The sequence below is a fragment of the Streptomyces vietnamensis genome (assembly GCF_000830005.1).
Taxonomy (GTDB): domain Bacteria; phylum Actinomycetota; class Actinomycetes; order Streptomycetales; family Streptomycetaceae; genus Streptomyces; species Streptomyces vietnamensis.
Genome location: NZ_CP010407.1, coordinates 5,070,423 through 5,088,377, shown reverse-complemented (window position 1 = coordinate 5,088,377; position 17,955 = coordinate 5,070,423). Strand labels below are relative to the sequence as shown.

At 67.3% G+C, this 17,955-nt stretch carries 29 protein-coding genes; 1 reads left to right on the top strand and 28 read right to left on the bottom strand.

The genetic code is table 11. From position 1 onward, the window contains the following. Nucleotides 1-194: 194 nt before the first annotated feature. Nucleotides 195-1,817 carry an ABC-F family ATP-binding cassette domain-containing protein gene (locus SVTN_RS22985; protein ID WP_425428997.1) on the bottom strand — a complete coding sequence of 541 codons (1,623 nt, stop codon included), beginning with the start codon at nucleotides 1,815-1,817 and terminating at the stop codon, nucleotides 195-197. A gap of 56 nt (nucleotides 1,818-1,873) precedes the next feature. Here SVTN_RS22985 and SVTN_RS22980 point away from each other — a divergent pair, with 56 nt between their 5' ends. Beyond that, nucleotides 1,874-2,845, top strand: a complete 972-nt coding sequence (locus SVTN_RS22980; protein ID WP_041130786.1) for a hypothetical protein — start codon at nucleotides 1,874-1,876, stop codon at nucleotides 2,843-2,845. Here the strand turns inward: SVTN_RS22980 and truA are convergent. From truA to rplB, 27 genes are all read right to left on the bottom strand, one after another. After that, nucleotides 2,813-3,673: a tRNA pseudouridine(38-40) synthase TruA gene (truA, locus tag SVTN_RS22975; RefSeq protein WP_041130785.1), complete on the bottom strand. Its 861-nt coding sequence runs from the start codon at nucleotides 3,671-3,673 to the stop codon at nucleotides 2,813-2,815. The genes SVTN_RS22980 and truA overlap by 33 nt on opposite strands. Before the next feature lie 93 nt (nucleotides 3,674-3,766). Next, nucleotides 3,767-4,237, bottom strand: a complete 471-nt coding sequence (gene rplQ / locus SVTN_RS22970) for a 50S ribosomal protein L17 (RefSeq protein ID WP_031012120.1) — start codon at nucleotides 4,235-4,237, stop codon at nucleotides 3,767-3,769. Nucleotides 4,238-4,400: 163 nt separating this feature from the next. After that, the gene (locus tag SVTN_RS22965; protein WP_004946635.1) at nucleotides 4,401-5,423 is read right to left on the bottom strand and encodes a DNA-directed RNA polymerase subunit alpha; all 1,023 of its coding nucleotides are present in this window, start codon (nucleotides 5,421-5,423) and stop codon (nucleotides 4,401-4,403) included. Nucleotides 5,424-5,547: 124 nt separating this feature from the next. Beyond that, the gene (gene rpsK, locus SVTN_RS22960; protein ID WP_003956432.1) at nucleotides 5,548-5,952 is read right to left on the bottom strand and encodes a 30S ribosomal protein S11; all 405 of its coding nucleotides are present in this window, start codon (nucleotides 5,950-5,952) and stop codon (nucleotides 5,548-5,550) included. A gap of 66 nt (nucleotides 5,953-6,018) precedes the next feature. Further along, on the bottom strand, nucleotides 6,019-6,399 hold the full coding sequence (rpsM, locus tag SVTN_RS22955; protein WP_015035595.1) for a 30S ribosomal protein S13: 381 nt from the start codon (nucleotides 6,397-6,399) through the stop codon (nucleotides 6,019-6,021). Nucleotides 6,400-6,588: 189 nt separating this feature from the next. Further along, nucleotides 6,589-6,702 carry a 50S ribosomal protein L36 gene (rpmJ, locus tag SVTN_RS22950; RefSeq protein ID WP_003956441.1) on the bottom strand — a complete coding sequence of 38 codons (114 nt, stop codon included), beginning with the start codon at nucleotides 6,700-6,702 and terminating at the stop codon, nucleotides 6,589-6,591. A gap of 59 nt (nucleotides 6,703-6,761) precedes the next feature. Beyond that, entirely contained in the window at nucleotides 6,762-6,983 is a 222-nt protein-coding gene (gene infA, locus SVTN_RS22945; RefSeq protein WP_003956442.1) for a translation initiation factor IF-1, read from the bottom strand. Between the two features lie 159 nt (nucleotides 6,984-7,142). After that, the gene (gene map, locus SVTN_RS22940) at nucleotides 7,143-7,994 is read right to left on the bottom strand and encodes a type I methionyl aminopeptidase (RefSeq protein ID WP_041130784.1); all 852 of its coding nucleotides are present in this window, start codon (nucleotides 7,992-7,994) and stop codon (nucleotides 7,143-7,145) included. A gap of 97 nt (nucleotides 7,995-8,091) precedes the next feature. Next, nucleotides 8,092-8,739 carry an adenylate kinase gene (locus tag SVTN_RS22935; protein ID WP_041130783.1) on the bottom strand — a complete coding sequence of 216 codons (648 nt, stop codon included), beginning with the start codon at nucleotides 8,737-8,739 and terminating at the stop codon, nucleotides 8,092-8,094. Further along, nucleotides 8,739-10,058 carry a preprotein translocase subunit SecY gene (secY, locus tag SVTN_RS22930; protein WP_041130782.1) on the bottom strand — a complete coding sequence of 440 codons (1,320 nt, stop codon included), beginning with the start codon at nucleotides 10,056-10,058 and terminating at the stop codon, nucleotides 8,739-8,741. Before secY ends, SVTN_RS22935 begins: the two co-directional genes overlap by 1 nt. 214 nt (nucleotides 10,059-10,272) lie before the next feature. Continuing rightward, nucleotides 10,273-10,728, bottom strand: coding sequence for a 50S ribosomal protein L15 (rplO, locus tag SVTN_RS22925; protein WP_030687807.1), 456 nt, complete (start codon nucleotides 10,726-10,728; stop codon nucleotides 10,273-10,275). Nucleotide 10,729: 1 nt separating this feature from the next. Further along, a complete protein-coding gene (gene rpmD, locus SVTN_RS22920; RefSeq protein WP_041130781.1) occupies nucleotides 10,730-10,912 on the bottom strand; it encodes a 50S ribosomal protein L30 in 183 nt (60 codons plus the stop codon). Further along, nucleotides 10,912-11,514: a 30S ribosomal protein S5 gene (rpsE, locus tag SVTN_RS22915; protein WP_015035588.1), complete on the bottom strand. Its 603-nt coding sequence runs from the start codon at nucleotides 11,512-11,514 to the stop codon at nucleotides 10,912-10,914. The genes rpmD and rpsE overlap by 1 nt, the downstream gene beginning before the upstream one ends. A 45-nt stretch (nucleotides 11,515-11,559) precedes the next feature. After that, on the bottom strand, nucleotides 11,560-11,943 hold the full coding sequence (rplR, locus tag SVTN_RS22910; protein WP_030687809.1) for a 50S ribosomal protein L18: 384 nt from the start codon (nucleotides 11,941-11,943) through the stop codon (nucleotides 11,560-11,562). A gap of 3 nt (nucleotides 11,944-11,946) precedes the next feature. Next, nucleotides 11,947-12,486, bottom strand: coding sequence for a 50S ribosomal protein L6 (gene rplF / locus SVTN_RS22905; protein WP_041130780.1), 540 nt, complete (start codon nucleotides 12,484-12,486; stop codon nucleotides 11,947-11,949). Between the two features lie 21 nt (nucleotides 12,487-12,507). Continuing rightward, on the bottom strand, nucleotides 12,508-12,906 hold the full coding sequence (gene rpsH / locus SVTN_RS22900; RefSeq protein WP_041130779.1) for a 30S ribosomal protein S8: 399 nt from the start codon (nucleotides 12,904-12,906) through the stop codon (nucleotides 12,508-12,510). A 222-nt stretch (nucleotides 12,907-13,128) separates the two neighbouring features. Next, nucleotides 13,129-13,314 carry a type Z 30S ribosomal protein S14 gene (locus SVTN_RS22895; protein ID WP_003948630.1) on the bottom strand — a complete coding sequence of 62 codons (186 nt, stop codon included), beginning with the start codon at nucleotides 13,312-13,314 and terminating at the stop codon, nucleotides 13,129-13,131. Nucleotides 13,315-13,319: 5 nt separating this feature from the next. Beyond that, complete coding sequence (gene rplE, locus SVTN_RS22890; protein WP_099055218.1) at nucleotides 13,320-13,877, bottom strand: 50S ribosomal protein L5; 558 nt, start codon at nucleotides 13,875-13,877, stop codon at nucleotides 13,320-13,322. Further along, complete coding sequence (rplX, locus tag SVTN_RS22885; protein WP_041130777.1) at nucleotides 13,874-14,185, bottom strand: 50S ribosomal protein L24; 312 nt, start codon at nucleotides 14,183-14,185, stop codon at nucleotides 13,874-13,876. Before rplX ends, rplE begins: the two co-directional genes overlap by 4 nt. 2 nt (nucleotides 14,186-14,187) lie before the next feature. Continuing rightward, complete coding sequence (gene rplN, locus SVTN_RS22880) at nucleotides 14,188-14,556, bottom strand: 50S ribosomal protein L14 (protein ID WP_003956455.1); 369 nt, start codon at nucleotides 14,554-14,556, stop codon at nucleotides 14,188-14,190. Nucleotides 14,557-14,653: 97 nt separating this feature from the next. Next, a complete protein-coding gene (gene rpsQ / locus SVTN_RS22875; protein ID WP_030208995.1) occupies nucleotides 14,654-14,935 on the bottom strand; it encodes a 30S ribosomal protein S17 in 282 nt (93 codons plus the stop codon). Then, complete coding sequence (gene rpmC, locus SVTN_RS22870) at nucleotides 14,935-15,159, bottom strand: 50S ribosomal protein L29 (protein WP_017239580.1); 225 nt, start codon at nucleotides 15,157-15,159, stop codon at nucleotides 14,935-14,937. The genes rpsQ and rpmC overlap by 1 nt, the downstream gene beginning before the upstream one ends. Continuing rightward, nucleotides 15,159-15,578: a 50S ribosomal protein L16 gene (gene rplP, locus SVTN_RS22865; protein WP_017239579.1), complete on the bottom strand. Its 420-nt coding sequence runs from the start codon at nucleotides 15,576-15,578 to the stop codon at nucleotides 15,159-15,161. The genes rpmC and rplP overlap by 1 nt, the downstream gene beginning before the upstream one ends. Before the next feature lie 5 nt (nucleotides 15,579-15,583). After that, entirely contained in the window at nucleotides 15,584-16,423 is an 840-nt protein-coding gene (gene rpsC / locus SVTN_RS22860) for a 30S ribosomal protein S3 (RefSeq protein ID WP_041130776.1), read from the bottom strand. Further along, nucleotides 16,423-16,770: a 50S ribosomal protein L22 gene (rplV, locus tag SVTN_RS22855; RefSeq protein WP_031012097.1), complete on the bottom strand. Its 348-nt coding sequence runs from the start codon at nucleotides 16,768-16,770 to the stop codon at nucleotides 16,423-16,425. Before rplV ends, rpsC begins: the two co-directional genes overlap by 1 nt. A 42-nt stretch (nucleotides 16,771-16,812) precedes the next feature. Beyond that, nucleotides 16,813-17,094: a 30S ribosomal protein S19 gene (gene rpsS / locus SVTN_RS22850; protein WP_015035577.1), complete on the bottom strand. Its 282-nt coding sequence runs from the start codon at nucleotides 17,092-17,094 to the stop codon at nucleotides 16,813-16,815. A gap of 12 nt (nucleotides 17,095-17,106) precedes the next feature. Then, entirely contained in the window at nucleotides 17,107-17,943 is an 837-nt protein-coding gene (gene rplB, locus SVTN_RS22845; RefSeq protein WP_030208986.1) for a 50S ribosomal protein L2, read from the bottom strand. Nucleotides 17,944-17,955 lie beyond the last annotated feature (12 nt).

The window sequence follows — 17,955 nt, the reverse complement described above, 5'->3', positions numbered from 1 at the left end:
GAAGCGATCATGCAGCTGGGGCCTGCACTGCCGGGACACCGCCCGTATGCGAGCCACTGGTAACTGCTCCAGGGAACTTGCGTAAGGGCCCCTCGCGTGAGAACGGCGAAGCCAATACGCATAACAAACCGCAACAGTACCCGCGCCACCCCGGACGGGTCAAAACGCGCCGACCGCACCGCCCCCGCCCCGGGTCACCGCGCCCGCTCGACCCTCCGCTCGTCCCACACGGGCTCGCTCGTCTCCCGTACGACCCCGTCCGACCCGAAGACCAGGAACCGGTCGAAGCTCTTCGCGAACCACCGGTCGTGCGTCACCGCGAGAACCGTCCCGTCGTACGACTCGAGGCCGTCCTGCAGCGCCTCCGCCGACTCCAGGTCCAGGTTGTCCGTGGGCTCGTCGAGCAGCAGCGCGGTGGTACCGGCCAGCTCCAGGAGCAGGATCTGGAACCGCGCCTGCTGCCCGCCCGACAGCTTGTCGAACGGCTGGTCCCCCTGCCGCTCCAGCTCGTACCGCCGCAGCACCGACATCGCCGCGCCCCGGTCCTTGGCGTGCTCGGTCCACAGGATGTCGACGAGCGGCCGCCCGGCCAGCTCGGGGTGGGCGTGGGTCTGCGCGAAGTGCCCCGGCACGACCCGCGCGCCGAGCTTCCACGCACCCGTGTGGGCGACCGTCGGATCCCCCGCGAGCAGCCGCAGGAAGTGCGACTTCCCGGACCCGTTCGAGCCGAGGACGGCGACCCGCTCCCCGTAGAAGATCTCGAGCGAGAACGGCTTCATCAGACCGGTCAGCTCAAGGTTCTCGCAGGTCACGGCCCGCACACCGGTCCGCCCGCCGCGCAGCCGCATGCGGATGTCCTGCTCGCGCGGCGGCTCCGGCGGCGGACCCGCCTCCTCGAACTTCTTCAGGCGCGTCTGCGCCGCCGCGTAACGGGAGGCCATCTCGTGGCTGACCGCGGCCGCCTGCCGCAGGTTGACGACCAGCTTCTTCAGCTGCGCGTGCTTCTCGTCCCAGCGCCGCTTCAGCTCCTCGAAGCGGGCGAACCGCTCCCGCCGGGCCTCGTGGAAGGTGTCGAAGCCGCCGCCGTGCACCCAGACGTCCGAGCCGGCCGGGCCGGGCTCGACCGCGATGATCTTCTGCGCGCCCCGGGAGAGCAGCTCCCGGTCGTGGGAGATGAAGAGCACGGTCTTGCGGGTCTCCCGCAGCCGCTCCTCCAGCCACCGCTTGCCGGGCACGTCGAGGTAGTTGTCCGGCTCGTCGAGGAGCAGCACCTCGTCGGGCCCGCGCAGCAGCGACTCCAGGACGAGCCGCTTCTGCTCGCCGCCGGAGAGCGTCCGCACCTCGCGGAACTGCGCCTTCTCGTACGGGACGCCGAGCGCGGCCATGGTGCAGATGTCCCAGAGGGTCTCGGCCTCGTACCCCTGCACCTCGGCCCAGTCGCTGAGGGCCTGCGCGTACTTCATCTGCGCGGCCTCGTCGTCGACGGTCATGATCAGGTGCTCGGCCGCGTCGACGGCCTTCGCGGCCTCCCGGATCCGGGGCTGGGCAACGGAGACCAGCAGGTCACGGACGGTGGACTCGTCCCGTACGGAGCCGACGAACTGCGGCATCACGCCGAGCCCGCCGCTGACCGTGACCGTGCCGCCGTGCGGCTGGAGCTCTCCGGCGATCATCCGGAGCAGTGTGGTCTTGCCGGCGCCGTTGGCCCCGACGAGGGCGACGACGGCCCCCTCCCCGACCCGGAAGGAGGCGTCCCCGAGCAGGACCCTCCCGTCGGGAAGGTAGTACTCCAGATGCGCGGCCTCGACATGTCCCATGGGATGCATTGTCACCGCCCGCCTGGGCCCGGCCCAACCGGTTTAGGATGCGCGGCATGAGCTTTGGGGGACCGCAGTGGCCGCAGGAGCCGCAGCAGCAGGGGCAGCAGGGGTACGGACAGCAGCCCGGGTACGGGTACCCGCCGCAGCAGGGGAACGGGCAGCAGCCGGGCTACGGGTATCCACCGCCCCAGCAGCCGAACCCCTTCCCGGGCGCCCAGGGCAGCGGTGACACCCCCGACTGGGGCGCCCTGGCCGACGCCTCGGCCTCGCGCGGCCGCCGCAAGCGCCTCCTGCTGATCGTCGGCGGGGTCCTGGCCACGGTGGCCGTGGGCGCGATCGTCGCGACCGCCGTCGTGAGCACCAACAAGAAGAACGACGAGGCCAAGAACGGCCCGCTCCCCACCGGCACGGTCTCCCCCACCGGCACGCCGACCCCCGAGCCGACGTTCTCGTCGGTGGCGCCGCCGCCCCCGCCGAACCCGAAGGACTACATCTCGGACCCGAAGAAGGACAAGGCCCCGCTCACCGCCGAGGGCCTCTTCCCGGGCAAGAAGATGAGCATGAACGGCCGCGCGTACAAGAAGGGCACGACCTCCGCCACGACCGACTGCGCGGCCGTCACCCAGGGCGGCCTCGGCACGGTCCTGAAGCGGAACGGCTGCCAGCGGGTGCTGCGCGCCACCTACGTGAAGGACGGCGTGGCGATCACCGTCGGCGTCGCCGTCTTCCCGTCCGAGGCGGCGGCCCAGAAGGCGAAGGACCAGGCCACCGGCGGCATCGCGCCCCTGGTGGGCGGGGGCGTGGGTGATTTCTGCCACGCCACGGTCTGCCTGCGCCGCTCGAACGCGATCGGCCGGTACGCGTACTTCACCCAGGCCGGCTTCGCCAACGGCAAGAAGGTCACCAAGGCCGACAAGCCGGTCTTCCAGTCCAGCGACGACCTCGGCACCTTCGCCTTCAACCAGATCTACGCCCGGGGCCGCGCCCAGGCCTCAGCAGCAGCCGCCGCCGGCTCCGGGGAGTGACCGCTTGTTGCGCGCCTCCTTGGAGCGCGCGGCGAGCAGCGCGTCCTCCGGGTAGCCGACCTCTTCGAGGGTGAGGCCGTGCGGCCGTACGACGTGGACGGCCGAGTCCCGCACGCCGGCGGCGAGCACCTTGCCGGGCCAGTCGACCGGCCGGTGGCCGTCGCCGACGAAGAGCAGGGCGCCGACGAGCGAGCGGACCATGTTGTGGCAGAAGGCGTCCGCCTTGACGGTCGCCTCCAGGATCCCGTCGTCCCGCCGCTCCCAGCGCAGCACCTGGAGCGTGCGGATGGTGGTGGCGCCCTCGCGCTTCTTGCAGTACGCGGCGAAGTCGTGCTCGCCGACGAGCGCGGTGGCGGCCTCGTTCATGGCGTCCATGTCGAGGGCCCAGTCGTGCCAGAGCACGTGCCCGCGCAGCAGCGGGTCGACGCCGCCGGGGTTGTCGGTGACGCGGTAGGCGTAGCGGCGCCAGATGGCGGAGAACCGCGCGTTGAACCCGGCGGGGGCCTCTTCCACCGACCACACCCGCACGTCGTGCGAGAGCCGCCCCGCGAGCCGCCGCAGCAGCTTGTCCCGGTGCTCGGCCCACAGCTCCACGGGCAGGTCGACGTGGGCGACCTGGCCGCGCGCGTGCACCCCGGCGTCGGTCCGGCCGGCGACGGTCAGCTCGTACGTCTCCTTGGACCGGGTCACGGTCCGCAGGGCGTCCTCGATCTCGCCCTGTACGGTCCGCTGCCCCTGGGCCTGCTTGGCCCAGCCGGAGAAGTCCTTGCCGTCGTACGAAAGGTCAAGGCGTACCCGTACGAACCCGTCCTGCACGTCATCGCTCACGCGAAGATCCTCTCAAACACACGTCACACACAACGGAACGGGCCCGCACCCCAGGGGGTACGGGCCCGCTCACGAGAAACGTACGAAAAACGCTTACGCGTCCTTCGCCTCGTCCTCGGTCGCCTCGACGGCGGCGGCCTCGTCGGCCTCCTTGACGGCGCGCTTGGTGGCGGCCTCGGCCTCGGCAACGGTCGCCTTCTTGGCGATCTCGCCCTCGACCAGCTCGATCACGGCCATCGGGGCGTTGTCGCCACGACGGTTGCCGATCTTGGTGATGCGGGTGTAGCCACCCGGACGCTCCGAGTAACGCGGGGCGATCTCGGTGAAGAGGGTGTGGACGATGCCCTTGTCGGTGATCGTCTGCAGCACCAGGCGACGGTTGTGGATGTCGCCCTTCTTCGCCTTGGTGATCAGGCGCTCGGCGACCGGACGCAGGCGACGGGCCTTGGCCTCGGTCGTGGTGATGCGGCCGTGCTCGAAGAGCGACTTCGCCAGGTTGGCGAGGAGCAGCTTCTCGTGCGCGGCGGAACCGCCGAGGCGGGCACCCTTCGCGGGACGCGGCATGGTGTTTCTCCTTGTGATCTGCACCGGCCGTGTGAGGTACCGATGTCAGTGTCCGAGCGGGCGGTCACCCGTCGGAGACCCCGCGCCCCGTTAGGGGCGCGGGGAACTGCGCGACCAGCCGAAGCCGGTCCGCAGCCAAATCTGGACCGTCGGTCCCGAGCTCTTAGTACTGCTCGGTCTCGACGAAGCCCGCGTCCGCGTCGTCGTCGGCGCCGAAGGCGTCAGCGGCAGCGGTCGGGTCGAATCCGGGCGGCGAGTCCTTCAGCGCGAGGCCCATGCCGGCCAGCTTCGCCTTGACCTCGTCGATCGACTTCGCACCGAAGTTGCGGATGTCGAGCAGGTCGGCCTCGGAGCGGGCGACGAGCTCACCCACGGAGTGGATGCCCTCACGCTTGAGGCAGTTGTACGAGCGAACGGTGAGCTCGAGCTCCTCGATCGGCAGCGCCAGGTCGGCGGCGAGGGCGGCGTCCGTCGGGGACGGGCCCATGTCGATGCCCTCGGCGTCGATGTTCAGCTCGCGGGCGAGACCGAACAGCTCGACCAGGGTCTTGCCGGCGGACGCCATGGCGTCACGCGGGCGCATGGCCTGCTTGGTCTCGACGTCGACGATGAGCTTGTCGAAGTCGGTGCGCTGCTCGACTCGGGTCGCCTCGACCTTGTAGGTGACCTTCAGCACGGGGCTGTAGATGGAGTCGACCGGGATGCGGCCGATCTCCTGGCCGACCTGCTTGTTCTGGACGGCGGAGACGTAGCCGCGACCGCGCTCGACGGTCAGCTCCATCTCCAGCTTGCCCTTGGCGTTCAGGGTCGCCAGAACGAGGTCGGGGTTGTGGACCTCGACACCGGCCGGGGGCGCGATGTCGGCGGCGGTGACCAGACCCGGGCCCTGCTTGCGCAGGTACATCACGACCGGCTCGTCGTGCTCCGAGGAGACGACCAGCTGCTTGATGTTGAGGATGAGGTCGGTGACGTCCTCCTTGACGCCCGGCACGGTGGTGAACTCGTGCAGGACACCGTCGATGCGGATGCTGGTGACAGCGGCACCCGGGATCGAGGAGAGGAGGGTACGGCGGAGGGAGTTGCCGAGGGTGTAGCCGAAGCCCGGCTCCAGCGGCTCGATGACGAACCGGGAGCGGAACTCGTCGACGACCTCTTCGGTCAGCGACGGACGCTGAGCGATAAGCATGTCTGTGATTCCTTCAGTCGTGGACGCCCACTATTTGACGCCCGACAGGTACTACAAGGGTACGGGCGGTACGTCCCACAAGGGGACGCACCGCCCGAAGAGTCCTGCTCAAGCAGCCCGTGCGTCAGACGCGGCGGCGCTTGGGGGGACGGCAGCCGTTGTGCGGCGTGGGGGTGACGTCCTGGATCGAGCCGACCTCGAGGCCCGTGGCCTGGAGGGAGCGGATCGCGGTCTCACGGCCGGAGCCGGGACCCTTGACGAAGACGTCGACCTTGCGCATGCCGTGCTCCTGCGCGCGGCGAGCGGCCGACTCGGCGGCCATCTGCGCGGCGAACGGGGTGGACTTGCGCGAGCCCTTGAAGCCGACGTGGCCGGCGGAGGCCCAGGAGATCACGTTGCCCGAGGGGTCCGTGATCGAGACGATCGTGTTGTTGAACGTGCTCTTGATGTGCGCGTGGCCGTGAGCGACGTTCTTCTTTTCCTTGCGGCGCACCTTCTTGGCAGCGCCCTGACGACCCTTGGGGGGCATGTCGTTCTCCTACGGGAGGTGGTCGGTCCTACAGCGAAGACCGCTTGGTCAAGCGTCCGCTGAGGACTACTTCTTGCCCGGCTTCTTCTTGCCGGCGATGGCGCGACGCGGGCCCTTGCGGGTACGGGCGTTCGTGCTGGTGCGCTGACCGCGGACGGGCAGGCCACGACGGTGGCGCAGACCCTGGTAGCAGCCGATCTCGACCTTGCGGCGGATGTCGGCGGCGATCTCGCGGCGGAGGTCACCCTCGGTCTGGAGGTTGGCGTCCACGTACTCGCGGATCTTGACGAGGTCTTCCTCGGCAAGGTCGCGGACACGGGTGGACGGGTTCACGCCGGTAGCGGCGAGGATCTCCTCGGACCGGGTACGCCCGATGCCGAAGACGTAGGTGAGTGCGACCACCACACGCTTTTCGCGCGGGATGTCAACACCGGAAACGCGTGCCATTCAATGGCTCCTGTGTTCTCGGGGGTCTGCTGCAGAACCGTTCCCGGCTGCCGTATGAGGTACAGGTCGGGTCCCCGGCCCCCGCCGGAGGTGCCGTCAACCGTGGGACACGGTCGGACGGGCTCTGCGTATGTACGTATTGCTATGCGTCGCGCGAAGAACTGCGAAATGCAGGTCGGTCGGCGTGCGTCAGCCCTGGCGCTGCTTGTGGCGCAGGTTGTCGCAGATGACCATGACCCGGCCGTGACGGCGGATCACCTTGCACTTGTCGCAGATCTTCTTGACGCTCGGCTTGACCTTCATGGGATGTGAGGTTCTCCGGGTCAGTGCCACCACCCGCGCGGAGGCGGGTACGGCAAGATCTACTTGTACCGGTAGACGATCCGGCCACGCGTCAGGTCGTACGGAGAGAGCTCCACGACGACCCGGTCGTCCGGGAGGATTCGGATGTAGTGCATCCGCATCTTGCCGGAGATGTGCGCGAGGACCTTGTGACCGTTCTGGAGCTCCACCTTGAACATGGCGTTCGGGAGGGACTCGATCACGGTGCCCTCGATTTCGATGGCACCTTGCTTCTTGGCCACGCTTCGCCTTTCGAATCGGCTACCTTGATCGACTCTCGCCGCCGTGTGCAGGCACACGGGTACACGAGAGCCGACGCATCAGTCTACGTCAGGCCCCAGGAAAAGACGAATCGGGAAGTCTGCCCACCGTAGAAGATCATTACGCGAGAGACGAATCCGCTACGCCAGCGGGTCCGGCGCAGCCGTCACGCCCAGCTCGGCGAGCTTCGCCTTGCCGCCGTCGACCGCCGTGAGGACCAGGGGGCCGGCCTCCGTGAGGGCCACCGAGTGCTCCCAGTGGGAGGACCAGGTGCCGTCCGTCGTGATGACCGTCCAGTCGTCCTTCAGGACCTCCGTCTGTGGGGTGCCCAGGGAGACCATCGGCTCGATCGCCAGGCAGAGGCCGGGGACCAGCTTCGGGCCCTTGCCGCGCTTGCGGGAGACGTAGTTCAGCAGGTGCGGGTCCATGTGCATCTCGGTGCCGATGCCGTGGCCGCCGTAGTCCTCGATGATGCCGTAGCGGCCCTTGCTGTGGTCGCCCACGGCCGGCCGCGGCTGCCTCTTGATGTACGTCTCGATCGCCTTCGAGATGTCCACCAGACGGTTGCCGAGCTTCATGGCCGCGATGCCGGCCCACATCGACTCCTCGGTCACCCGGGAGAGCTCGATCAGCTCCGGGGCGTGACCGGTGCCGACGAAGGCGGTGTACGCCGCGTCGCCGTGCCAGCCGTCCACGATCGCGCCGCAGTCGATCGAGATGATGTCGCCGTCCTTGAGGACGGTCTTGTCGTCGGGGATGCCGTGGACGACGACCTCGTTCACCGAGGTGCAGATCGTCGCGGGGAAGCCGCCGTACCCGAGGAAGTTCGACTTCGCGCCGTGGTCGGCGATGACCTTCCGCGCGACCTCGTCCAGGTCCTTCGTCGTGGCGCCCGGCACGGCCGCCTCGCGCGTGGCCGCGTGGATGGCGGCGACGACCAGCCCCGCCTCGCGCATCTTCGCGATCTGCTCGGGGGTCTTGATCTGCACCATCGTGGCCGCGGCCTTTCCATCGAGTACGGGGAACAGAACAACGATACGGCCGCGACGCCCCCGAGGGGCACCGCGGCCGTATCGAACGAACCAGGGGTTACTTCTTGAGCGCGGCCATCGCCTTGGCGGTGACCTCGTCCACCTTGCCGAGCGCCGAGATCGTCTCGACCAGGTTCTGCGCCCGGTAGTAGTCGATGATCGGCTCGGTCTCCGTGTGGTAGACCGCCAGACGGTGGCGGACGGTCTCCTCGTTGTCGTCGTCGCGCTGGTACAGCTCGCCGCCGCAGGCGTCGCAGACGCCCTCGGTCTTCGGAGCGTTGTACGACACGTGGAAGACGTGAGAAGAGTCGTTGCGGCAGATGCGGCGACCCGCGATCCGCTTCACGACCTCGTCCTCGGGGACCTCCAGGTCCAGGACCGCGTCCAGCTCGATGCCGTCGGCCTTGAGGAACGCGTCCAGGGCCTCGGCCTGGGCCACGTTCCGCGGGAAGCCGTCGAGCAGGAAGCCGCCCTCGGCGTCCGCCTGGCGCATGCGGTCCTCGGCCATCCCGATCGTCACGGAGTCCGGCACGAGCTGGCCGGCCTTCATGTACGACTGCGCCTCTACGCCCAGCGGCGTGCCCTGCGAGATGTTGGCACGGAACAGGTCGCCCGTAGAGATGTGCGGGATGCCCAGGTTCTTGGCGAGGTACGCGGCCTGCGTGCCCTTGCCCGCACCGGGCGGTCCGACGAGGACGATTCGCATCAGCGGAGGAACCCTTCGTAATTGCGCTGCTGGAGCTGGCTCTCGATCTGCTTCACGGTCTCCAGCCCCACACCCACGATGATGAGGATGCTCGTCCCGCCGAAGGGGAAGTTGGCATTTGCGCCACCGAAGCCTGCCAACGCCATCGTCGGCACAAGAGCGATCAGACCCAAGTACAGCGAGCCCGGCCAAGTGATCCGGTTGAGCACGTAGCTCAGGTACTCGGCAGTAGGTCGACCAGCCCGGATACCCGGGATGAAGCCACCATACTTCTTCATGTTGTCCGCGACTTCCTCGGGGTTGAACGAGATCGCCACGTAGAAGAAGGCGAAGAACACGATCAGGAGGAAGTACGCGGCGATGTAATACGGGTGGTCACCCTTGACGAAGTGGGCTTCGATCCAGGTCTTCCAGCCTGCGGTGCTGTTCGAGAACTGCGCGATCAAGGCCGGGATGTAGAGAAGCGACGACGCGAAGATGACAGGAATCACACCCGCCTGGTTCACCTTCAACGGGATGTAAGTGGACGTACCGCCGTAGGAGCGCCGGCCGATCATGCGCTTCGCGTACTGGACCGGGATGCGTCGCTGGGCCTGCTCGACGAAGACCACGAGGGCCACCATCACGAAGCCGATGAGGATGACGGTGCCGAACTCGATCCAGCCCTTGGCGAGCTTGCCGCTCTGCTTGATGGCCCACAGGGCGCCCGGGAAGCCGGCGGCGATCGAGATGAACATCAGGATCGACATGCCGTTGCCGATGCCGCGGTCCGTGATCAGCTCACCGAGCCACATGACGATGCAGGTGCCCGCGGTCATGGTGATGACCATGGTGGCGATGGTGAAGATCGACTGGTCGGGCACGACCTGGTCGGCGACGATGCAGCCGCTGAAGAGCGCACCGCTCTTGGCGGTCGCGACGAGACCGGTGCCCTGGAGGATGGCGAGCGCCACGGTCAGGTACCGGGTGTACTGCGTGATCTTGGCAGTGCCGGCCTGACCCTCCTTCTTGAGGGCTTCGAGGCGGGGGATCACGACGGTCAGCAGCTGCAGGATGATGCTCGCCGTGATGTACGGCATGATGCCGAGCGCGAAGATGGTGATCTGCAGCAGCGCTCCGCCACTGAACATGTTGACCAGGCCGAACAGGCTGTTGTTGCCCTCGCTGGCCTGCTTGACACACTGCTGGACGGCCTCGTAGCTGACGCCGGGTACCGGGATGTGGGCCCCGAGGCGGTACAGCACGATGATGGCGAGCGTGAAGAGCAGCTTCTTGCGCAGGTCGGGCGTCTTGAACGCCCGGGCGAACGCGGTGAGCACGGTGCCTCCTGCGACCCCCGCGCTATGCGTCAAGGGTGACGGTCTTGAGGTTCGACGATTTGGGTATCGGTCATCAATTCCGTGCGGGCATACCGCACGGAGCCTAGACAGTGCACGCCACCTTACCGGCGACCATGCCCCCCTAGGAACGACCAACCGGGGATGCCCCTTTTGGGAGGCATCCCCGGTCGGATGTTCAGGCCATCGAGTCGTCTCAGACGAGCTCGGTGACGGTGCCGCCGGCGGCGGCGATCTTCTCCTTGGCGGAGCCGGAGACGGCGTCGACCGTCACCTGCAGCGCCACGGAGACCTCGCCCTGGCCCAGGACCTTGACGAGCTGGTTCTTGCGAACGGCACCCTTGGCGACCAGGTCGGCCACCGTGACCTCGCCACCCTGCGGGTAGAGCGCGGTGAGCTTGTCCAGGTTCACGACCTGGTACTCGGTGCGGAAGGGGTTCTTGAAGCCCTTCAGCTTCGGGAGGCGCATGTGGAGCGGCATCTGGCCACCCTCGAAGCGCTCCGGAACCTGGTAGCGGGCCTTCGTGCCCTTCGTACCACGACCGGCCGTCTTACCCTTCGACGCCTCACCACGACCCACACGGGTCTTGGCGGTCTTGGCGCCCGGGGCGGGACGGAGGTTGTGGGCCTTCAGCGGGTTGTTCTCCGCCATGTCAGTCAACCTCCTCGACCGTCACGAGGTGGCGGACGGTGTGCACCATGCCGCGGAACTCGGGGCGGTCCTCCTTGACAACCACGTCACCCAGGCGCTTGAGGCCCAGGGAACGGAGGGTGTCGCGGTGGTTCTGCTTGCTGCCGATGTACGACTTCGTCTGCGTGACCTTGAGGCGAGCCATTACGCACCCGCCCCAGCACGCGCACGGAGCAGAGCCGCGGGAGCGACGTCCTCGAGGGGCAGACCGCGGCGAGCCGCGATCTCCTCGGGACGCTGCAGGCCCTTCAGGGCCTCCACGGTCGCGTGCACGATGTTGATCGCGTTGTCGGAGCCGAGCGACTTCGACAGGATGTCGTGAACGCCGGCGCACTCGAGCACGGCGCGCACCGGGCCACCGGCGATAACACCGGTACCGGGGGAAGCCGGCTTGAGCAGGACGACGCCCGCGGCCTTCTCGCCCTGGATCGGGTGAGGGATGGTGCCCTGGATGCGGGGAACCTTGAAGAAGTTCTTCTTGGCTTCCTCGACGCCCTTGGCGATGGCCGCGGGAACTTCCTTGGCCTTGCCGTAACCGACACCTACGGTGCCGTCACCGTCACCCACCACGACGAGCGCGGTGAAGCTGAAGCGACGACCACCCTTGACAACCTTGGCGACGCGGTTGATCGCGACAACGCGCTCAACGTACGCGGTCTTCTCGGCGGCAGCGCCACCGTCGCGACCCTTCCGGTCCCGCCGCTCGCCGCCACCGGCACCGCTGCCGCGGCGCTGGGGTCCAGCCATTGGATTACCTCTCTCTGTTACGTCCGTTAGTCCCGGAACCGGGGCTTAGAACTTCAGCCCGGCTTCGCGGGCGGCGTCAGCCAGAGCGGCAATGCGCCCGGCGTACCTGTTGCCACCACGGTCGAACACGACAGCCTCGACACCGGCGGCCTTGGCGCGCTCGGCGACCAGGGCGCCGACCTGCTTGGCCTGCGCGGACTTGTCACCCTCGCCGCCACGGATCGACGCGTCCAGGGTCGACGCCGACGCAAGGGTGTGACCCTTGAGGTCGTCGATGACCTGAGCGGTGATACCGCGGTTGGAACGCGTCACGACGAGGCGCGGACGCTCCGCCGTACCCGACACGTTCTTGCGGATGCGGATGTGGCGGCGCTTCTTGGCGGCGCCCTTGTAGGCGTCGCCCTTGGCGATCTTCACACCGTATGCCATGGCTTACTTACCAGCCTTTCCGACCTTGCGGCGGATGACCTCGCCCGCGTACTTCACGCCCTTGGCCTTGTAGGGGTCGGGCTTGCGAAGCTTGCGGATGTTGGCGGCGACCTCGCCGACCTTCTGCTTGTCGATGCCCTCGACCGAGAACTTGGTCGGCGACTCGACCTTGAACGAGATGCCCTCGGGCGCCTCGATCACGATCGGGTGGCTGTAGCCGAGCTGGAACTCCAGAGCGGAGCCCTTCGCGGCCACGCGGTAACCGACACCGCTGATCTCGAGCGCCTTCACGTACCCCTGGGTCACACCGGTGATCATGTTGGCCACCAGCGTGCGGGACAGGCCGTGCAGGGCCTTGTTCTGACGCTCGTCGTTCGGACGGTTGACGTTGAGCACGCCATCCTCGCCCTTAACGATCTCGATCGGCGCGGCGACGGTGTGGGTCAGGGTGCCCTTGGAACCCTTGACCGTGACCGTGCGGCCCTCGATGGTGACGTCCACGCCGGCGGGAACCGTGATGGGGAGCTTGCCAATACGCGACATTAGCTATTCCTCCGTTCCCGACTACCAGACGTAGGCGAGGACTTCCCCACCCACGCCCTTCTTCTGCGCCTGCTGGCCGGTCAGGAGACCGTGGGACGTGGAGATGATCGCCACGCCCAGGCCGCCGAGGACCTTCGGCAGGTTGGTGGACTTTGCGTAAACCCGGAGGCCCGGCTTCGAGATCCGCTTGATGCCCGCGATGGAGCGCTCACGGTTCGGACCGAACTTCAGGTCGAGCACGAGGTTCTTGCCGACCTCGGCGTCCTCGACCTTCCAGCCCGTGATGAAGCCCTCCTGCTGGAGGATTTCCGCGATGTGGGACTTGATCTTGCTGTGCGGCATCGTCACGGAGTCGTGGTATGCCGAGTTCGCGTTACGCAGACGAGTCAGCATGTCCGCGATCGGATCAGTCATGGTCATGAATTGGCCTTCGGCCTCTCTCGCCGGGGTTTCCTGTATGCGCCATCCCTCTCCCCACACAGGGGCGGGACGGGTGCGGCGCGGGGACCTACGGCGTAGTAAGTCGTACGGGCGGCGGACGCCCAACCCCACAAGCCTAAGGCATGCGGGGGTGGGCCTCCGCCGACCCAATGCTTACCGAGAGACTCCGGTTATCCCTAACGTCCTAAGGACAGAAGGGAGTTACCAGGAGCTCTTGGTCACGCCCGGCAGCTCGCCACGGTGAGCCATCTCACGGAGGCACACGCGGCACAGGCCGAACTTGCGGTACACGGAGTGGGGACGACCACAGCGCTGGCAGCGCGTGTAGCCACGCACGCCGAACTTGGGCTTGCGGGCAGCCTTCGCGATGAGAGCCTTCTTCGCCATCTCGCTTACGCCTCCTTGAACGGGAAGCCGAGGTGACGGAGAAGGGCGCGGCCCTCAGCGTCGTTGGTCGCCGTGGTCACCACGGTGATGTCCATACCCCGGACACGGTCGATCTTGTCCTGGTCGATCTCGTGGAACATGACCTGCTCCGTGAGACCGAAGGTGTAGTTGCCACGCCCGTCGAACTGCTTGGGGGACAGACCACGGAAGTCGCGGATGCGCGGGAGCGCGAGCGACAGGGTGCGGTCCAGGAACTCCCACATGCGGTCGCCACGGAGGGTGACGTGCGCACCGATCGGCTGGCCCTCACGCAGCTTGAACTGCGCGATGGACTTGCGAGCCTTGGTGACGGCCGGCTTCTGGCCGGTGATCGTGGTGAGGTCGCGGATCGCACCGTCGATCAGCTTCGAGTCACGGGCGGCGTCGCCGACACCCATGTTGACCACGATCTTCACGAGGCCGGGGATCTGCATGACGTTCTCGTACTTGAACTCGTCACGCAGCTTGCCCGCGATCTCCTCGCGGTACTTCGTCTTGAGACGCGGAGTGGTGGTAGCCATCAGATGTCCTCACCCGTCCGCTTGGCAACGCGGATCTTGTTGCCCTCGTCGTCGAAGCGGTAACCGACACGCGTGACGACCTTCTTGCCGTCCTTCTCCACGACCAGCTGGACGTTGGAGACGTGGACCGGAGCCTCGGTCGTCACGATGCCGCCGGCCTGCGAGGGGCCGGCCTTGGTGTGCTTCTTGACCCGGTTGACACCCTCGACCAGGACGCGGTTCTCGGCGGGGAAGGCCGTGATGACCTTGCCCTGCTTGCCCTTGTCCTTACCGGTGATGACCTGGACCAGGTCGCCCTTCTTGATCTTCATGCTTACAGCACCTCCGGCGCGAGCGAGATGATCTTCATGAACTTCTTCTCGCGCAGCTCACGGCCGACCGGGCCGAAGATACGGGTGCCACGAGGGTCGCCGTCGTTCTTGAGAATGACAGCGGCGTTCTCGTCGAAGCGGATGTACGAGCCGTCCTGGCGGCGGCGCTCCTTGACGGTGCGAACGATGACCGCCTTGACGACGTCACCCTTCTTCACGTTGCCACCGGGGATCGCGTCCTTGACGGTGGCGACGATGACGTCACCGATGCCCGCGTAGCGGCGACCGGAGCCACCGAGAACACGGATGCAAAGGATCTCCTTGGCACCAGTGTTGTCGGCGACACGCAGTCGCGACTCCTGCTGGATCACGTCTATCTCCTGATTGTCTGCCGGTTCCCGGCAGGGGCTTCAGAGGAAGCCCCTGCCGAGCCTGGCGGAACTGACCCGAGGGAAACCCCTCGAGTAATTACTTGGCCTTCTCGAGGATCTCGACGACGCGCCAGTGCTTCGTGGCGGACAGCTTCCGGGTCTCCATCAGGAGGACGCGGTCGCCGATGCCGGCAGCGTTCTGCTCGTCGTGAGCCTTGAGCTTGTTCGTACGGCGGATGACCTTGCCGTACAGCGCGTGCTTGACGCGGTCCTCGACAGCGACGACGACGGTCTTGTCCATCTTGTCGCTGACGACCAGGCCCTCGCGGACCTTGCGAGCGTTGCGCTCGGTCTTCTCAGTCACGTTGCTCTCGCTCATCAGGCGTTCTCCACCGTCTCGATGCCCAGCTCACGCTCACGCATCAGGGTGTAGATCCGGGCGATGTCCTTACGGACGGACTTGAGCCGACCGTGGTTCTCGAGCTGACCGGTCGCCGCCTGGAAGCGGAGGTTGAACAGCTCTTCCTTGGCCTCGCGGAGCTTGTTGAGAAGCTCCTCGTTGCCCAGCTCGCGCAGCTCGGACGCCTTGGTACCGGCCGACATCACAGCTCACCTGCTTCGCGCTTCACGATCTTGCACTTCATCGGCAGCTTGTGGGCCGCACGGGTCAGGGCCTCGCGCGCGATCTTCTCGTTCGGGTAGGACAGTTCGAACATCACCCGACCCGGCTTGACGTTCGCGATCCACCACTCCGGAGAACCCTTACCGGAACCCATGCGGGTCTCGGCGGGCTTCTTCGTCAGCGGACGGTCCGGGTAGATGTTGATCCAGACCTTGCCGCCACGCTTGATGTGGCGGGTCATCGCGATACGAGCCGCCTCGATCTGGCGGTTGGTCACGTACGCCGGCGTGAGGGCCTGAATGCCGTACTCGCCGAACGCAACCTGCGTACCACCCTTGCTGGCGCCGGAGCGCTTCGGGTGGTGCTGCTTGCGGTGCTTGACCCTACGGGGGATCAGCATGTCGGTCAGGCCTCCGTTCCGGTGCTCTCAGCCGGAGCAGCGGCGGCGGCGTCGGCCTTGGGGGCCTCGGCGGCCGGAGCCGACTGCTGCGGCTTGCGGCCGCGGCCGCCACGCTCGCCACCGCGGCCACCACGGCCGGCCGGGCGGTCGCCAGCGCCGGCGCCACGGGCCGGGCGGTTACCCGCACGGGCAGCGGCGTTCTCGGCGCGGACCTCGGCGATGTTCTTGACGTCGCCCTTGTAGATCCAGACCTTCACGCCGATGCGGCCGAAGGTCGTCTTGGCCTCGAAGAAGCCGTAGTCGACGTTCGCGCGGAGCGTGTGCAGGGGCACACGGCCCTCGCGGTAGAACTCCGAGCGGGACATCTCGGCGCCGCCGAGACGACCGCCGCACTGGATCTTGATGCCCTTGGCGCCGGCCTTCATCGTGCCCTGCATGCTCTTACGCATGGCGCGACGGAAGGAGACGCGGGAGGAGAGCTGCTCGGCAACGGCCTGGGCGACCAGCTGGGCGTCCATCTCGGGGTTCTTGACCTCGAGGATGTTCAGCTGGACCTGCTTGCCCGTGAGCTTCTCGAGGTCGCCGCGGATGCGGTCGGCCTCGGCGCCACGGCGGCCGATGACGATGCCGGGACGCGCGGTGTGGATGTCCACCCGCACGCGGTCACGGGTGCGCTCGATCTCAACCTTCGAGATGCCGGCGCGCTCCATGCCGGACGTCATCATCCGACGGATGGCGACGTCTTCCTTGACGTAGTCCTTGTACAGCTTGTCGGCGTACCAGCGGGACTTGAAGTCCGTGGTGATGCCGAGCCGGAACCCATGCGGGTTAACCTTCTGGCCCATTACCGGGTTCCTTCCTTGCTGCTGACGACCACGGTGATGTGGCTGGTCCGCTTACGGATCCGGTAGGCACGGCCCTGGGCACGCGGACGGAACCGCTTCAGGGTCGGGCCCTCATCGACGAACGCCTCGCTGATGTACAGCGAAGAGGCGTCCGTGTGGTCGTAGTTGTGCGCGGCATTGGCGATGGCGCTGTCCAGCACCTTGCCAACCGGCACGCTCGCGGCCTGCGGGGCGAAACGCAGGACCGCCTGAGCCTCCGTGGCGTCCATGCCACGGATAAGGTCCACCACGCGGCGGGCCTTCATGGGCGTGACGCGGATGTACCGCGCCTGGGCCCTGGCTTCCATGGTTGTCCTTCCAGTGTCTGTCATGGTCATTCCACCCCGCTACTAGCGGCGCTTCGACTTCCGGTCGTCCTTCACGTGACCCCGGAAGGTGCGCGTCGGCGAGAACTCGCCGAGCTTGTGGCCGACCATCGACTCGGTGACAAACACCGGAATGTGGGTCTTGCCGTTGTGCACCGCGATCGTGTGGCCGAGCATGGCCGGGATGATCATCGAGCGACGGGACCAGGTCTTGATGACGTTCTTGGTACCGGCTTCGTTCTGGGCGTCCACCTTCTTGACGAGGTGGCCGTCGACGAAGGGTCCCTTCTTGAGACTGCGCGGCATCTAAACCCGCTCCTAGCGCTTCTTGTTCGTCTTGCGGCGGCGGACGATGTACTTGTTCGAAGCCTTCTTCGGCGAACGAGTACGACCCTCCTTCTGACCCCACGGGGAGACCGGGTGGCGACCACCGGAGGTCTTGCCCTCACCACCACCGTGCGGGTGGTCGACCGGGTTCATCGCCACACCGCGGACGGTCGGGCGAACGCCCAGCCAGCGCTTGCGGCCGGCCTTGCCCCAGTTGATGTTCGACTGCTCGGCGTTGCCGACCTCGCCGATGGTGGCGCGGCAGCGGGCGTCGACGAGACGGATCTCACCGGACGGCATGCGGAGGTGGGCCATCGTGCCCTCCTTCGCCAGCAGCTGCACGGAGGCACCGGCCGAGCGGGCGAACTTGGCGCCGCCACCGGGACGGAGCTCGATCGCGTGGATCGTGGTACCGACCGGGATGTTGCGGAGCGCCAGGTTGTTGCCGGGCTTGATGTCCGCGCCCGGGCCGTTCTCGACGCGGTCGCCCTGGGTCAGACCCTTGGGGGCGATGATGTAGCGCTTCTCGCCGTCCACGTAGTGGAGGAGCGCGATGCGCGCGGTGCGGTTGGGGTCGTACTCGATGTGAGCGACCTTGGCCGGCACGCCGTCCTTGTCGTGACGACGGAAGTCGATCACACGGTAGGCGCGCTTGTGGCCACCGCCCTGGTGACGGACGGTCACACGACCGGTGTTGTTACGGCCGCCCTTGCTGTGCAGGGGGCGGACCAGCGACTTCTCCGGCGTGGACCGCGTGATCTCGACGAAGTCGGCAACGCTGGAGCCGCGACGGCCCGGCGTAGTCGGCTTGTACTTGCGGATTCCCATTTCTCAGTCCTC

Bases quoted from the DNA above. Each gene is read 5' to 3' on its own strand.
- SVTN_RS22985 (WP_425428997.1), bottom strand. From the start codon at position 1,817: ATGGGACATGTCGAGGCCGCGCATCTGGAGTACTACCTTCCCGACGGG.
- SVTN_RS22980 (WP_041130786.1), top strand. From the start codon at position 1,874: ATGAGCTTTGGGGGACCGCAGTGGCCGCAGGAGCCGCAGCAGCAGGGG.
- rplQ (WP_031012120.1), bottom strand. From the start codon at position 4,237: ATGCCGCGTCCCGCGAAGGGTGCCCGCCTCGGCGGTTCCGCCGCGCAC.
- SVTN_RS22965 (WP_004946635.1), bottom strand. From the start codon at position 5,423: ATGCTTATCGCTCAGCGTCCGTCGCTGACCGAAGAGGTCGTCGACGAG.
- rpsK (WP_003956432.1), bottom strand. From the start codon at position 5,952: ATGCCCCCCAAGGGTCGTCAGGGCGCTGCCAAGAAGGTGCGCCGCAAG.
- rpsM (WP_015035595.1), bottom strand. From the start codon at position 6,399: ATGGCACGCGTTTCCGGTGTTGACATCCCGCGCGAAAAGCGTGTGGTG.
- rpmJ (WP_003956441.1), bottom strand. From the start codon at position 6,702: ATGAAGGTCAAGCCGAGCGTCAAGAAGATCTGCGACAAGTGCAAGGTG.
- map (WP_041130784.1), bottom strand. From the start codon at position 7,994: ATGGTGCAGATCAAGACCCCCGAGCAGATCGCGAAGATGCGCGAGGCG.
- SVTN_RS22935 (WP_041130783.1), bottom strand. From the start codon at position 8,739: ATGCGAATCGTCCTCGTCGGACCGCCCGGTGCGGGCAAGGGCACGCAG.
- rplO (WP_030687807.1), bottom strand. From the start codon at position 10,728: ATGGCGGAGAACAACCCGCTGAAGGCCCACAACCTCCGTCCCGCCCCG.
- rpmD (WP_041130781.1), bottom strand. From the start codon at position 10,912: ATGGCTCGCCTCAAGGTCACGCAGACGAAGTCGTACATCGGCAGCAAG.
- rpsE (WP_015035588.1), bottom strand. From the start codon at position 11,514: ATGGCTGGACCCCAGCGCCGCGGCAGCGGTGCCGGTGGCGGCGAGCGG.
- rplR (WP_030687809.1), bottom strand. From the start codon at position 11,943: ATGGCATACGGTGTGAAGATCGCCAAGGGCGACGCCTACAAGGGCGCC.
- rplF (WP_041130780.1), bottom strand. From the start codon at position 12,486: ATGTCGCGTATTGGCAAGCTCCCCATCACGGTTCCCGCCGGCGTGGAC.
- rpsH (WP_041130779.1), bottom strand. From the start codon at position 12,906: ATGACCATGACTGATCCGATCGCGGACATGCTGACTCGTCTGCGTAAC.
- SVTN_RS22895 (WP_003948630.1), bottom strand. From the start codon at position 13,314: ATGGCGAAGAAGGCTCTCATCGCGAAGGCTGCCCGCAAGCCCAAGTTC.
- rplX (WP_041130777.1), bottom strand. From the start codon at position 14,185: ATGAAGATCAAGAAGGGCGACCTGGTCCAGGTCATCACCGGTAAGGAC.
- rpsQ (WP_030208995.1), bottom strand. From the start codon at position 14,935: ATGAGCGAGAGCAACGTGACTGAGAAGACCGAGCGCAACGCTCGCAAG.
- rpmC (WP_017239580.1), bottom strand. From the start codon at position 15,159: ATGTCGGCCGGTACCAAGGCGTCCGAGCTGCGCGAGCTGGGCAACGAG.
- rplP (WP_017239579.1), bottom strand. From the start codon at position 15,578: ATGCTGATCCCCCGTAGGGTCAAGCACCGCAAGCAGCACCACCCGAAG.
- rpsC (WP_041130776.1), bottom strand. From the start codon at position 16,423: ATGGGCCAGAAGGTTAACCCGCATGGGTTCCGGCTCGGCATCACCACG.
- rplV (WP_031012097.1), bottom strand. From the start codon at position 16,770: ATGGAAGCCAGGGCCCAGGCGCGGTACATCCGCGTCACGCCCATGAAG.
- rpsS (WP_015035577.1), bottom strand. From the start codon at position 17,094: ATGCCGCGCAGTCTCAAGAAGGGACCCTTCGTCGACGGCCACCTCGTC.
- rplB (WP_030208986.1), bottom strand. From the start codon at position 17,943: ATGGGAATCCGCAAGTACAAGCCGACTACGCCGGGCCGTCGCGGCTCC.